The 12,438-nt window shown below is 38.9% G+C and carries 14 protein-coding genes and 2 other annotated features (1 of these 16 cut by a window edge); of the genes, 13 read left to right on the forward strand and 1 reads right to left on the reverse strand.

Annotated features, from left to right (window positions below; genetic code table 11):
• Positions 1-73: a binding site (T-box leader), on the forward strand (it extends 180 nt beyond the left edge of the window).
• Positions 74-114: 41 nt separating this feature from the next.
• Positions 115-391 (forward strand) — a binding site (T-box leader).
• A 67-nt stretch (positions 392-458) separates the two neighbouring features.
• Genes trpE through trpA form a run of 7 tightly spaced genes read left to right on the forward strand, consistent with a single transcriptional unit; the run spans position 459 to position 6,851 of the window.
• Positions 459-1,847, forward strand: coding sequence for an anthranilate synthase component I (trpE, locus tag J2Y67_RS03300; protein WP_310170541.1), 1,389 nt, complete (start codon positions 459-461; stop codon positions 1,845-1,847).
• Positions 1,844-2,455 (forward strand): anthranilate synthase component II, encoded by a 612-nt coding sequence (locus J2Y67_RS03305; RefSeq protein ID WP_310170544.1) that lies wholly within the window; start codon positions 1,844-1,846, stop codon positions 2,453-2,455. The genes trpE and J2Y67_RS03305 overlap by 4 nt, the downstream gene beginning before the upstream one ends.
• A complete protein-coding gene (gene trpD / locus J2Y67_RS03310) occupies positions 2,427-3,452 on the forward strand; it encodes an anthranilate phosphoribosyltransferase (protein WP_310170546.1) in 1,026 nt (341 codons plus the stop codon). Before J2Y67_RS03305 ends, trpD begins: the two co-directional genes overlap by 29 nt.
• Complete coding sequence (trpC, locus tag J2Y67_RS03315; RefSeq protein WP_310170548.1) at positions 3,453-4,244, forward strand: indole-3-glycerol phosphate synthase TrpC; 792 nt, start codon at positions 3,453-3,455, stop codon at positions 4,242-4,244.
• Entirely contained in the window at positions 4,241-4,867 is a 627-nt protein-coding gene (locus J2Y67_RS03320; RefSeq protein ID WP_310170550.1) for a phosphoribosylanthranilate isomerase, read from the forward strand. Before trpC ends, J2Y67_RS03320 begins: the two co-directional genes overlap by 4 nt.
• On the forward strand, positions 4,864-6,063 hold the full coding sequence (trpB, locus tag J2Y67_RS03325) for a tryptophan synthase subunit beta (RefSeq protein ID WP_310170552.1): 1,200 nt from the start codon (positions 4,864-4,866) through the stop codon (positions 6,061-6,063). The genes J2Y67_RS03320 and trpB overlap by 4 nt, the downstream gene beginning before the upstream one ends.
• A 2-nt stretch (positions 6,064-6,065) precedes the next feature.
• The gene (gene trpA / locus J2Y67_RS03330) at positions 6,066-6,851 is read left to right on the forward strand and encodes a tryptophan synthase subunit alpha (protein WP_310170554.1); all 786 of its coding nucleotides are present in this window, start codon (positions 6,066-6,068) and stop codon (positions 6,849-6,851) included.
• A 306-nt stretch (positions 6,852-7,157) separates the two neighbouring features.
• Here the strand turns inward: trpA and J2Y67_RS03335 are convergent, their stop codons facing one another.
• Complete coding sequence (locus J2Y67_RS03335; protein ID WP_310170557.1) at positions 7,158-7,286, reverse strand: YjcZ family sporulation protein; 129 nt, start codon at positions 7,284-7,286, stop codon at positions 7,158-7,160.
• 575 nt (positions 7,287-7,861) lie between these two features.
• Between J2Y67_RS03335 and J2Y67_RS03340 the strand changes: the two genes are divergently transcribed.
• The 6 genes from J2Y67_RS03340 to J2Y67_RS03365 all read left to right on the forward strand — a co-directional run bounded on the left by J2Y67_RS03340 (position 7,862) and on the right by J2Y67_RS03365 (position 12,390).
• Positions 7,862-7,972 carry a YjcZ family sporulation protein gene (locus J2Y67_RS03340; protein ID WP_310170560.1) on the forward strand — a complete coding sequence of 37 codons (111 nt, stop codon included), beginning with the start codon at positions 7,862-7,864 and terminating at the stop codon, positions 7,970-7,972.
• A 36-nt stretch (positions 7,973-8,008) separates the two neighbouring features.
• A complete protein-coding gene (locus J2Y67_RS03345) occupies positions 8,009-8,149 on the forward strand; it encodes a YjcZ family sporulation protein (RefSeq protein ID WP_310170562.1) in 141 nt (46 codons plus the stop codon).
• A gap of 555 nt (positions 8,150-8,704) precedes the next feature.
• Positions 8,705-9,784, forward strand: coding sequence for a tRNA 2-selenouridine(34) synthase MnmH (gene mnmH, locus J2Y67_RS03350; protein ID WP_310170564.1), 1,080 nt, complete (start codon positions 8,705-8,707; stop codon positions 9,782-9,784).
• A 368-nt stretch (positions 9,785-10,152) separates the two neighbouring features.
• The gene (locus J2Y67_RS03355) at positions 10,153-10,278 is read left to right on the forward strand and encodes a hypothetical protein (RefSeq protein ID WP_310170566.1); all 126 of its coding nucleotides are present in this window, start codon (positions 10,153-10,155) and stop codon (positions 10,276-10,278) included.
• Positions 10,279-10,315: 37 nt separating this feature from the next.
• Positions 10,316-10,993 carry a response regulator transcription factor gene (locus J2Y67_RS03360; protein ID WP_310170569.1) on the forward strand — a complete coding sequence of 226 codons (678 nt, stop codon included), beginning with the start codon at positions 10,316-10,318 and terminating at the stop codon, positions 10,991-10,993.
• Positions 10,990-12,390: a HAMP domain-containing sensor histidine kinase gene (locus J2Y67_RS03365; protein ID WP_310170572.1), complete on the forward strand. Its 1,401-nt coding sequence runs from the start codon at positions 10,990-10,992 to the stop codon at positions 12,388-12,390. The genes J2Y67_RS03360 and J2Y67_RS03365 overlap by 4 nt, the downstream gene beginning before the upstream one ends.
• The last annotated feature ends 48 nt before the right edge of the window (positions 12,391-12,438 follow it).

Genomic DNA, 12,438 nt, shown 5'->3' on the forward strand with positions numbered 1-12,438 from the left:
TCTGCTTCGATATTAGTAAAGTGAGCTAATTTTTAGCTAATGAAGGTGGCACCACGGGTCTCCCGTCCTTTTTTGGACGGGGGGCCCTTTTTGTTTTTTTAAAATTTAAAATCGAAAAAATCGTTAAGCAAGAGGAGTACACATATTTGATTCTTTCCAGAGAGCCGGGGAAGGTGAGAGCCCGGTAAGAGGAGATTTGTGGAATGGACTTGCGAGATGCAACTTGAACGCGGAAAGCGAAACCGCTTGGTAAGGTCAGTAGGGTTGCACGGAGTTCCACCGTTAAAAGGATAGGATATCGGGCGAATGAGTCCTGTATCTGAAAGAGGAAACGGGTTTAACAACCTGTTTCAAACGGAGGTGGCACCGCGGTTTAAGAATCGCCCTCTATGGCAGCATGAATTTTGAACATGCAGCCATAGAGGGCGATTTTTTTTATAGCAAAGGAGCGAGAATCAATGAAAACAAAAAGTACCTTTTTTGTCCAAGAGTTAAAAGGCGACACCCTAACCCCGATATCTATATTAAAAAAAATAAGCGGCAAAAAGAAATTTTTATTAGAAAGTTCCCATAAATATAATGATTCCGGGCGTTATTCCTTTATTGGAGCGGACCCGGCTTTAGAATTAATCGCAACAGGAAATAGTGCCCAATTAATAAAACGTAATGGCGAAGAAGCCGTATTGCAAGGGAATCCGTTAGAAATTTTAAATAACCTGCTCCCGAAACAGGAGATTGAAGAAATTCCTTTTCCCTTTATCGGTGGGGCTGTCGGATATGTAGGCTATGATATCGTCCGGCAGTATGAAGATATTGGTCCCAGCTTAGAAAATAGCTTAAATATGCCTGATGTTCATTTGATGTTTTACGAAGAATTGATTGTTTTTGATCATCTACAGGAAAAGGTAACAGTTTGCGGCTTGCCGATTTTAGAGGAATCTGATCCGGTTCAAATTGAAAAAAGAGTTAGGCAAAGAGTCGAAGAGTTAAAACAGCCTGATTATTTCCTTGAAGAGGATCCCTGTGAGTTTAGCGGATATGAATCGGAAACAACGAAGGAGACTTTTATCAACAATGTAAAGAAGGCAAAAGAACATATTCTTGCCGGGGATATCTTTCAGGTTGTCCTTTCAAGGCGGATGAAGTCAGCCTTTAAGGGAACACCATTATCCGTATACCGCAAACATCGTGCGAATAATCCGACCCCTTATATGTTTTATATTGATTTTGAACCATACACGGTCATTGGTTCTTCACCGGAAAGTTTGATTAAAGTCAGAGAAAAACAGGTTATCGCAAATCCGATTGCCGGGACAAAAAGAAGGGGAACAAGTCCTGAAGATGACCAATTAATTGAAAAAGAACTGCTGTCAGATGAAAAAGAATTAGCTGAACATAAAATGCTTGTTGATTTAGGCAGAAATGATCTTGGTAGGGTTTGCGAATTTGGAACCGTCACGGTTGATAAATATATGACTGTTGAAAAATTCCGCCATGTCATCCATTTAGTTTCAGAAATTAGCGGGCAATTAACTTCTCAAAACACAGCTCTAGATGCATTGGCAGCATGCCTGCCGGCAGGAACTGTTTCAGGGGCACCGAAAATTAGAGCAATGGAGATTATAAATGCGTTAGAAAAGTCGAAGCGCGGTCTTTATTCCGGAGCGATTGGCTACCTCTCGGCAAACGGTAATATGGATTTTGCCTTAGCAATTAGAACGATGATTCTGAAAGAGGGCAATGCCTATATCCAAGCCGGTGCCGGGATTGTTCATGACTCCAATCCGGAGTCCGAGTATGAGGAAACCGTAAATAAATTAAAATCATTTTTGGAGGGTGAAAAATGATTGTACTTATTGATAATTTTGATTCTTTTACATTTAACCTTTACCAATATCTTGGTGAATTGGGGGAAAAAGCAACTGTCATTCGAAATAATCAGCTTACAATAAAGCAACTGGAGGAGTTGAATCCAAGAGCCATCATACTTTCACCAGGACCTGGCAGACCGGAGGATGCAGGGATTTGTGTCGAAGTTATTCAAGCGTTTTATCAAAAGACTCCAATTTTAGGAATTTGCCTCGGACACCAGGCGATTGGTTATGCTTTTGGGGCAAACATTACGCGGGCTGATTCAATAAAACATGGAAAAACATCTTATATTACCCATAACAGCGACGGTCTATTTGAGTACCTTTCATCCCCTTTAGAGGTGATGCGCTATCACTCGTTAGTGATTGAAAAAAACAGCCTCCCTGAGGAATTTGAAAATGTCGCAATCTCGATGGATGACCAAGAGGTAATGGCAATTAAGCACAGAGATTATCCGGTCTATGGACTTCAGTTCCATCCTGAATCGATTGGAACACCAACAGGAAAAGGAATTCTTAAAAACTTTTTATATCGTATAGAAAGGATGAATCATGATGAAAAATTATTTACTCCAATTAGCTGAAAAGAAATCGTTTACTGAAAATGAAATGAAAGATGCAATTGACAATATCCTCTGTGAAGAAGTTTCCGAAAGTGAAATTGCCGCTTTTTTAATGGGGTTAAAGTCGAAAGGGGAATCAGTTGAAGAAATTACTGGAATCGTAAGGGCGTTGAAGGAAAATACACTGAGCTTTAAAAAGAAATTTCCGAATGTTCTGGATAATTGTGGTACTGGAGGAGACGGATCATCAAGTTTTAATGTTAGCACCACTTCCGCCTTTGTAATCGCCGGAGCGGGGATACCGGTTGCCAAACATGGAAATAGAAGCATTTCGAGCAAAACGGGTAGTGCGGATGTTCTCGAGCAGCTCGGAATCAATTTAGATTTAACACCAGAACGAATCGAAGAAGTTATTGACGAGGTGGGTATTGCCTTTTTGTTCGCGCCAAATGTTCATCCAAAGCTAAAAAAAATCGGGCTGGTTCGTAAGCAGTTAAGAATTCCGACGGTGTTCAACTTTATTGGGCCATTAACCAATCCGATTGATTTAGATTTTCAATTATTAGGAGTTTATCGCCGCGACTTACTGCCGGTGTTTGCGGAAGTGCTGCAAAAACTGGGCCGGAAGCGGGCAATTGTCTTAAATGGTGCAGGGTATATGGACGAAGCATCATTGCAGGGCGAAAATCATCTAAGTATTTTAGAAAATGGTGTGATTAAAAAATATACTTTTTCACCTGAAGAAGTTGGGCTGCCAAACTATGATAACAGCGAGATAAAAGGCGGAGACTCGAGGGAAAATGCCGAAATCTTAGTTCGAGTTCTTAAAGGGGAAAAAGGAGCTTATCGGGATACCGTATTATTGAACGCCGGACTTGGAATCTATACAACAGGAAAGGCGGTTTCCATTCAGGACGGCATCAATCTAGCAAGAGAGGTAATTGACTCCGGTGCCGCGTACGAGAAACTACATCAATTAATCGAGAAAACGGCAGCAGGACAAAGGGAGGCAATCTGAATGGGAACGATATTAGATCGCATTATTGAACAAAAAAAACAGGAGCTGCCGTTTCTTCAAAAAACGAGACCAAACCTTCCTCCTTTTTTAGAGGATAGAAAGTCTTTCATAAGGAAACTGGAAAAAGCAGAGGAAATTTCAGTTATAGCAGAATATAAACGTGCTTCACCATCAAAAGGAGTTATTAACCAATCACTGAATCCGGCAGAACAGGCAAAGCAATACGAACGTGCTGGAGCGTCTGCTATCTCAGTTCTAACCGACCAAACTTTTTTTAAAGGATCCTTTTCGGACCTAAAAACAGTAAGGGAAGCAGTTGACCTCCCGATCCTTTGTAAAGATTTCATGATTGACCCTGTCCAAATCGACCATGCCACCGCAAACGGGGCTGACATTATTTTATTAATTGTTGCTGCACTTGATGAAAATAAACTCTTCCATCTCCATCAATATGCAACAGAACTTGGCTTAGAAGTCTTAGTAGAAGTCCATAACTCGGAAGAATTACAGTCAGCCTTAAAATTGGGTGCAAAACTAATTGGAGTCAATAACCGCGATTTAAAGACCTTTAACGTGTCACTTGAAGTAACGGAAAATTTGGCAGCACTTGTTAAAGAAAGCGGCGCGTTTCTGATCAGTGAAAGCGGCATTCATTCAGCCGAAGATGTCGAAAGAGTTAGTAAAGCCGGTGCTAACGGAATTTTAGTTGGGGAAGCATTGATGATTAGTTCAGATGTTAACCAATCATTGGTTAATTTTCGTCTTCCACTTGCTGGGGGTGTTCAGAGTTGAAGGTGAAAATTTGCGGAATTACAGATGCTGACACTGCTCTTGCTGCTGTGAACTATGGCGCAGACGCAATTGGCTTCGTTTTTGCAGAGAGTAAAAGAAAAGTAGAACTGGAGAAGGCAAAGGAAATCATTGCAAAGCTCCCTTCTGAGGTTTTGAAGGTTGGAGTGTTTGTCAATGAAACCGTGGAGGAAATAGAGAAGATTGCCAACTACACCGGATTAACCCATATTCAGTTACATGGAGATGAAGCAGCATCGATAAGTGAAAAGCTGACATTGCCAGTAATAAAGGCAGCAAGTATTGAATCGAACGATACCCTCGAGGAAATTAAAAATTATCCGTGTGAATACCTCCTGCTTGATGGTCCAAAAGGAAAATACCGGGGCGGAAATGGGACTGCATTTAATTGGAAAAACATTAACCTTGATCGACTGAAGGAAAAGAAAATTATTTTAGCCGGTGGTCTAAATCCAGACAATGTGGAGGAAGCAATTCAGACCATCCAGCCTGAAATGGTGGATGTTTCAAGCGGTGTCGAAACAGACGGAAAAAAAGACCTACAAAAAATAAAAAAATTTATTGAAAAGGCTAAGGGAAGCCTAACCAGGAGGATATCAATATGAAAAGCTATACATTACCTAATGAAAGAGGGCATTTCGGCATTTTTGGCGGCAGATTTGTGCCAGAAACACTGATGAAGGCAGTTACGGAACTGGAAGAGGCTTATAAAATAGCCAAGGAGGATCCATCTTTTCATGCCGAGATTGAACGGCTCCTAAAAGAATATGTCGGCAGGGAGACACCCCTCTATTTTGCTGAAAATTTAACTAAATATGCCGGCGGTGCAAAAATTTACCTAAAGAGAGAAGATTTGAACCATACCGGAGCACATAAGATCAACAACGCTATTGGTCAGGCCCTTTTAGCAGTACGAATGGGGAAAAGAAAAATTGTAGCAGAAACAGGTGCTGGTCAGCATGGGGTAGCAACAGCAACGGTATGTGCTCTGCTAAATCTTCATTGTATTATTTTTATGGGAGCGGAGGATATCAAACGCCAGGCATTGAATGTTTATCGAATGGAATTATTGGGAGCAAAGGTGGTTAGCGTTACAACCGGAAGTTCAACCTTAAAAGATGCGGTAAATGAGGCGCTTCGCTACTGGGTCGCAAATGTGGATGACACGCATTACCTGTTGGGCTCTGTATCGGGTCCACACCCATTCCCGATGATTGTTCGTGATTTTCAAAGCGTGATTGGGGAGGAAACGAAACAGCAGTTTTTTGAAAAAGAAGGCAAACTTCCTGACGCAGTAGTTGCCTGTATTGGCGGCGGAAGTAATGCCATGGGAATGTTTTATCCATTCATTGAAGATGAAGGAGTGAAACTGTATGGTGTGGAAGCTGCCGGACGGGGGATTGAAACAGGTTTTCATGCTGCATCACTAACAAGCGGGAGCCCTGGAGTATTACATGGTGCTCTAATGTACCTTTTACAGGATGATGACGGGCAAATTATTGAGGCTCACTCCATTTCAGCGGGTCTTGACTATCCTGGTATTGGACCTGAGCATAGCTACTTACACGAAAGCGGGCGTGCGATTTATAATTCGATTACCGACCAAGAGGCCCTTGATGCGTTCCAGCTTTTATCAAAACAAGAAGGAATTATTCCTGCGCTAGAAAGTGCTCATGCCGTTGCATTTGCTGTTAAACTCGCTGCTGAAATGAAGGAATCAGAACAGCTTGTCATCTGCTTGTCAGGGCGTGGGGATAAAGATGTTGATGCCGTAAAAGCAAGGTTAGAAGGGGGAAGGTAAAAATGAATCGGATTACAAAAACATTTAATGAATTAAAGAAACAGAATAGAAAAGCATTTGTTCCTTATATTATGGCAGGGGACGGCGGCTTAGACGTCCTTTGTGACCGCCTTATTTCCCTCGAAAAATTGGGTGCTACGGCAATTGAAGTGGGGGTTCCTTTTTCCGATCCTGTTGCAGATGGTCCGACGATTCAGCAGGCCGGGATTAGAGCGCTAGCAAATGGTACGACATTAAAGGGGATCATTTCAGAGATTGCAAAAGCAAGAGCACAGATTTCAGTCCCAATTGTCATGATGACCTACTTAAATCCAATTTACGCCTATGGAATTGCTAGGTTTGTAGAAGATATCAAAGGGGCAGGGGTGGACGGGTGTATTATTCCTGATTTACCTGTAGAGGAAGAAGAAATCATTGCCCCCTATTTGGAGGAAGCTCAAATTGAGTTAATTCGGCTTGTTACGTTGACTACTCCAATTGAGCGTATCAAGGACATATCATCAAAAGGGAACGGCTTCTTATATGCCGTAACGGTAAAAGGGATTACCGGAACAAGAAACGAGTACAATCATGATTTGAATCAGTTCTTACACACGATAAAAGAAAATAGCCCAATCCCTGTTCTAGCTGGATTTGGAATTTCAAATGAAACACAAATCCAAGAAATCACATCCTACTGTGATGGGGTAATTGTCGGCAGTAAAATCGTTGATTTGTTAAATCAAAATAATTTAGACGAATTAGAAAGACTTATGGCAGCCCTAAAACCTCAATCTAAAGTTATCTAGTAAAAAAAGTCTACTTACTCTGTAATATTAAAGACAAGTGATTGTATATTTTTATTGCAAATGTATAGGGCTGTCTTAAATCCCATACATTATAAATTTATTAAGTACATCACTTATATAAGTAAGTAGTTCCGTTTTTGTAGAGAAACATCAAATTAACATATCAATTAACAGACCAATTCACAAATGAATTGGTCTGTTGCTTTTTATTGATATATCAGTGTTTTAGTGGATTATAGACGCAAAAGAAGATGTATGTCCACTCATGTATAATTGATTTTTTCCGCTAGAACGTGTATTGGTTTATTAAAAAACAACAGTAGTACCAACAATAATTAAAAGGATGAACAATACTACGATTAAAACGAAAGTGCTACCTCCATAAAAGCCACCTCCGTAGCCATAACCGCCGCATCCGAAGCCGTATCCAAACATATTTATCACCACCTGTTAGAATGTCCGAAATAAAACTTTCACTTATATAATATTTCATAAAACAAGAATCGCTTGGACAAACATCATATTGATAAGGCAAAATATACGATTTGTCTATAAATGCAAAGAAACGTCTGCTTTTTAGGCAAACGCTCTTTAAATAAAAGAAGGTAATGTATAATATGTTGGTGTTACGGTGGAGGTAATAATAATATATGTACAAGATAATGAAATTGAATGGACAAGGGCTGATTTATATCGAATTAATTCTTGGTCTGTTCTTAAAAATTTCCCCCAATAAGGCTTAACTCAGGTTAAACTGATACATAGTCTAGAATGTAGCCGAAAAGCCATAGTCTTGCTTAGCACATAGACTTGTCAAAGATAGTCTCAATCACAAAAAGCCCCTAGGAGGGCTTTTTTGTATTTATTAATACTTTCGACTTTAATAAAAGACTACACTTAAGCATGGCACAGGGAGACAACCTAGGAGAGGTTTTAATTGCAGACAGTGCCCATACCCTTTTTGGTATTTTACATATTTTATAGGTAACAGCTGAAAGGAGGTTGTGTATATGTCTGATGGTGTAGGTTTCGCAGGTGGTGGCTTTGCCTTACTCGTTGTTTTGTTTATCCTTCTTATTATTGTAGGAGCTGCCTTTGTTGGTGGCTGCGGTTTTGTTTAAAAAATAACCTATTCCTTATTGAAGGGAGGATTTATTATGTTTGGTTACGCCGGCTACGGTGGTTGTGGTTGCCCCGGATATGGCTACGGAGGTGGCTTTTGCGGAGGCAATCCATTCGTTTTAATCGTAGTATTATTCATCCTGTTAATTATCGTTGGAGCAACCTGTTTTTACTAATTTAAATTTTCGAAAAAAGTCTTATAAAAAGGCTTTTTTCTTTTTGTGTAAATTGTTAAATGCGAATATGGAATAAAAGGGAAATTAAGCAAGCCCTGCCATAAAGTCATATTAGGCATATGTTGTATAAACCGAAGCCGCCTGTCGCACCACAGGTGTGTTCTGCCTCCTTTTTGAAGAAGAAAAGTTCGTGATTTTCTTCTTCTTACATAAATTGTGTAATTGTGTTAATAATGGGTTGGTCTTTTAGTTTGTGTTAAATGCTTTATTTATTCAATTTTAAACAGAGGAATTCGGCCAACTGTTCGACGTATACATTCTCTTGACTTTTAATAAAATCCCCAAGTAGACTTTTTGTGAAAAAATAACTGGAAATCCTGCTGCCTTGATTGTGTTGTTTAAATTCTATATAATAGGTACGTATTCAATGTTTTTTTACAATTAGATTTTTTAGTTAAAGACTTGTGTCGAGAACTTCCAGAACTGGAAGTTTGTTTTTATTTCCCCACTATTTTTCTGTAAATAGGAAAAGGAGAATGAAGGAGGGTAAATATAATGAAGGAAATTAATGCTGAGGATCTATATAAATTAAATAATCCTGTCATCATTGATGTCCGTTCACCAATTGAATTTAAGGATGGTGCGATTCCCGGAGCTATCAATGTTCCTTTATTTTCAGATGAAGAGCGGGCTATTATAGGTACGATCTATAAACATGAAGGACAGGCAGCAGCGAAATGGAGAGCAATGGAATTAGTGTCTCCCAAAATTCCTGATATGCTCCAAACTATCAAAGTAATTGCTTCTAAAGGCGATGAATTAATTATTAACTGCTGGCGCGGCGGAATGCGCAGTAATGCAGTTGTTACCTTTTTAGAGTTTGCAGGAATCTATTCCTGGCGGTTGGTTGGCGGTTATAAAGCATATCGCCAGTATATTCTTAGTCAAATTCCTACCATGTTTCCTGAAAAAGCAGTTGTTTTACATGGGTTAACCGGTGTTGGTAAAACAGTCATTTTAAAAAAATTAAGGAGTAAAGGCTACCCTGTCTTAGACCTTGAAGAAATGGCGGGACATCGCGGATCTATTTTTGGAACAATCGGCCTTGGTGACGGTCATAATCAAAAAACTTTTGACTCGCTGCTTTTCAAAGGATTAAAGGAGATACAAGGCTCATCCTATTTCTTGATAGAAGCGGAAAGCAAACGAATTGGTAAAGCGGTTCAACCGGAAGAATTAATGGAGAAAAAACTTCGAGGAATTAACTTCTATGTTCATTCCCCAATTGGACAAAGGGTAAATCTTCTTATTGATGAATATGTAACACCATATGAAACCGAACCATGGTATGAGGAAAAGATTCGTGATGGTCTTGAAAAAGTCCTAAGACGTGTTACAAATGCAGAAATTAAAAATGGACTTACAGAAGCTTTACAGAACCGGAGTTATCCAGAATTAATTGAACTTTTATTGGAACACTATTACGATCCAAGGTATGACTATAAGCGTTATGAATATGAAGGCGATTTTATAGATATACCAGCTGATAATCCAGATGAAGCGGCTGAAAAGATTATCTATCACTTAGAGCGTCTTTCCTTGAAGGGGAAGAAAGAAATGGAGCCTCTTTTCTAATCTGAATTTAATGTTTTTTTCATCAAACCTTCTATTTGCTGCTTTATGATGAGCTTGTATGGATAAGAATTGGGGACTTAACAATAATGATCGGTACATTCTATATCATTCTTGCTTAGGCGGTTAGTTATGCTGCTAAGTAGCCGTTTAACCAAAATGAGAGTTCCTACTAATGCACATGCTATAAAGGCATGTGTTTTTCTTTATATAATGATTTATTAGCAAATTCTCATTTACTTTTCATAAAGGTTTAAATTTTTAAAGGTACCATATAAATAATAGTAATTCGATAAATTAGTGTATTGACTAATGCCATTCCTGCTAGTGATCAATATCGTAAATTTGATGTATAAAAGGAGGAGTGTAACATGTGGGTACGACTTTTAATTGTAGGCTTTTTTTCTTTAAGTGCACTTTCCCTCATGTCTTTTCAATCGATTGAGATTGTGCATGCAGTCATTAATTTTCTTCAAGATAAACATCAGTTAAAATAATAGTACTATGTCAAATTTAGATGCGAGCGTGGAATAGATGCCAAGAATTTTAATCATTGAAGATGAAAAAAATTTATCAAGGTTTATCGAGCTTGAATTAAAGTATGAGGGTTATGAAACAATGGTTTGTTCTGATGGGCGGAGCGGTTTGCAAGCCGCTTTGTCTGAAAATTGGGATGCCATCCTGCTGGATTTAATGCTGCCAGAATTAAATGGAATGGAAGTATGCCGCAGAATCAGGCAAACAAACAAAACTCTTCCAATCATTATGATTACTGCCAGGGACAGTGTACTTGATCGTGTTTCGGGGCTTGACAGCGGTGCAGATGATTATTTAATCAAACCGTTTGCGATTGAAGAACTACTAGCCAGACTAAGGTCATTACTCAGAAGAACGGAAGCCTTGACTTCGGGCGGTTTAACCACCTTAACTTTCAAAGATCTTACAGTTGAAATTGAATCCTGCGTTGTTAGAAAAGGGGAAAAGGTTCTTAATTTGACGAAACGTGAATATGACCTGTTGGTGATATTTATGAGTAATATCAATATTGTGTTGACTAGAGAAGTTTTATTAAATAAAGTCTGGGGTTATAATACGGGTGTGGAAACCAATGTTGTAGATGTTTATGTGCGGTATTTACGAACCAAAATTGATGATGATCATGAGGGAAGCTATATCCAAACAGTTCGAGGTACGGGATATGTTATGAGATGATTAAAAAACTTAAATTTCATTTGAACAGGCTTCCATGGCAAAGCAAACTGGTGCTGAGCGGATCGACTGCAATCTTTTTTACCTTCTTTTTATTTAGTTTTTTGGAATATCATACCGTTTCAAAATGGATGATGAATCGGGAAGAAATTGCCGTAAATCGGACAATCACAGACTTGAAAACCTATTACAAAGATAAAGCAGACTCGTTAACACGCAAGGAAATAAAAAACAGTAAAGAATTTTTACGGAAAATGAATGATAAAGACCAATTAATCCGGGTTTATGACCAAAAAGGAGAAGTGGTCGTTTCTGATAAAAATGGTGATTTTACCGTACTAGAGCCAACTCCGATAAAATCACAATTAATCGAAAAAATTTCAGCTGAGGGAAAAGAAGCCATTGTTGCCAGGTCACCGATTAAAGGTGCCGATTTTGAAGGAACTATTGAAATCGTCCGGCAGTTAAACAACTATCAAAAAATGATGGATCATTTTTTCTGGGTAATGAGCGTTTTTGGTATGGCGGCGATCCTATTTAGTGCCATCAGTGGATTTTTCCTTGCAAGACAACTGTTGACCCCTGTCAGGGATTTAACAGATGCAATGAAAAGAATTAAAGAAAACGGCTTTCAGGGGAGAATGGAAGTATATAAACAAAAGGATGAACTAACAGAGCTGACAAATGTTTTTAATGAAATGATGGATGAAATTAAAACATCGTTTTTACAGCAAAAACAATTTGTTGAGGACGCATCACATGAATTAAGGACTCCTGTTTCTATTTTAGAGGGGCATTTATCCCTATTAAATCGCTGGGGAAAAAAAGATCCGGCCATTCTTGATGAGTCATTACAGGCATCACTGCAGGAGCTGACTCGTTTAAAAAAACTTGTTGTTGATTTACTTGAATTAACCAGGGCGGGAAACCAGCGAAGTTTAAGCGGTGAAAAAGCTAATATCCCTACTGTTTTACAAAGAGTAGTAAAAAATCTTGAGGTTGTACATCCGGATTTCCAATTTATGATGGAACTAGAACCCGGACTGCCTCATGTACTATTGTCAGAACAACATTTGCAGCAGGTGTTAATCATTTTGTTAGATAATTCCATAAAGTATTCAATGGATAATCGAACGATTCAGGTTTCCTGTCATCATATCGATAAAAAAGTTTTATTATCCGTTATTGACCATGGAATCGGAATACCGTCTGAGCATGTGTCAGAGGTGTTTAATCGTTTTTATCGAATTGATAAGGCCCGCAGCCGAGAAAACGGGGGAACTGGACTGGGGTTATCGATTGCAAAACAGTTGATTGAAAAAAATAATGGAGCCATTTCAATTGAGAGTGAAGAAGGAATCGGGACCAAAGTAAACATCCTTCTCCCTGCTGTTGTTTAAAATTATTTTTTAAAGGACCGATTCTTCGGTTCTTTTCTTTTGAATCGG

Origin of the sequence: Neobacillus niacini, assembly GCF_031456445.1 — a bacterium.
Taxonomy (GTDB): domain Bacteria; phylum Bacillota; class Bacilli; order Bacillales; family Cytobacillaceae; genus Neobacillus; species Neobacillus niacini_I.

Excerpts from the sequence above, each read along its gene's own strand:
- trpD (WP_310170546.1), top strand. The coding sequence starts at position 2,427 with ATGAAAAATTATTTACTCCAATTAGCTGAAAAGAAATCGTTTACTGAA.
- J2Y67_RS03335 (WP_310170557.1), bottom strand. The coding sequence starts at position 7,286 with ATGTTTGGATACGGCTTCGGATGCGGCGGTTATGGCTACGGAGGTGGC.
- trpB (WP_310170552.1), top strand. The coding sequence starts at position 4,864 with ATGAAAAGCTATACATTACCTAATGAAAGAGGGCATTTCGGCATTTTT.
- J2Y67_RS03345 (WP_310170562.1), top strand. The coding sequence starts at position 8,009 with ATGTTTGGTTACGCCGGCTACGGTGGTTGTGGTTGCCCCGGATATGGC.
- J2Y67_RS03340 (WP_310170560.1), top strand. The coding sequence starts at position 7,862 with ATGTCTGATGGTGTAGGTTTCGCAGGTGGTGGCTTTGCCTTACTCGTT.
- J2Y67_RS03305 (WP_310170544.1), top strand. The coding sequence starts at position 1,844 with ATGATTGTACTTATTGATAATTTTGATTCTTTTACATTTAACCTTTAC.
- J2Y67_RS03360 (WP_310170569.1), top strand. The coding sequence starts at position 10,316 with ATGCCAAGAATTTTAATCATTGAAGATGAAAAAAATTTATCAAGGTTT.
- J2Y67_RS03365 (WP_310170572.1), top strand. The coding sequence starts at position 10,990 with ATGATTAAAAAACTTAAATTTCATTTGAACAGGCTTCCATGGCAAAGC.
- trpA (WP_310170554.1), top strand. The coding sequence starts at position 6,066 with ATGAATCGGATTACAAAAACATTTAATGAATTAAAGAAACAGAATAGA.
- trpE (WP_310170541.1), top strand. The coding sequence starts at position 459 with ATGAAAACAAAAAGTACCTTTTTTGTCCAAGAGTTAAAAGGCGACACC.
- mnmH (WP_310170564.1), top strand. The coding sequence starts at position 8,705 with ATGAAGGAAATTAATGCTGAGGATCTATATAAATTAAATAATCCTGTC.
- J2Y67_RS03355 (WP_310170566.1), top strand. The coding sequence starts at position 10,153 with ATGTGGGTACGACTTTTAATTGTAGGCTTTTTTTCTTTAAGTGCACTT.
- trpC (WP_310170548.1), top strand. The coding sequence starts at position 3,453 with ATGGGAACGATATTAGATCGCATTATTGAACAAAAAAAACAGGAGCTG.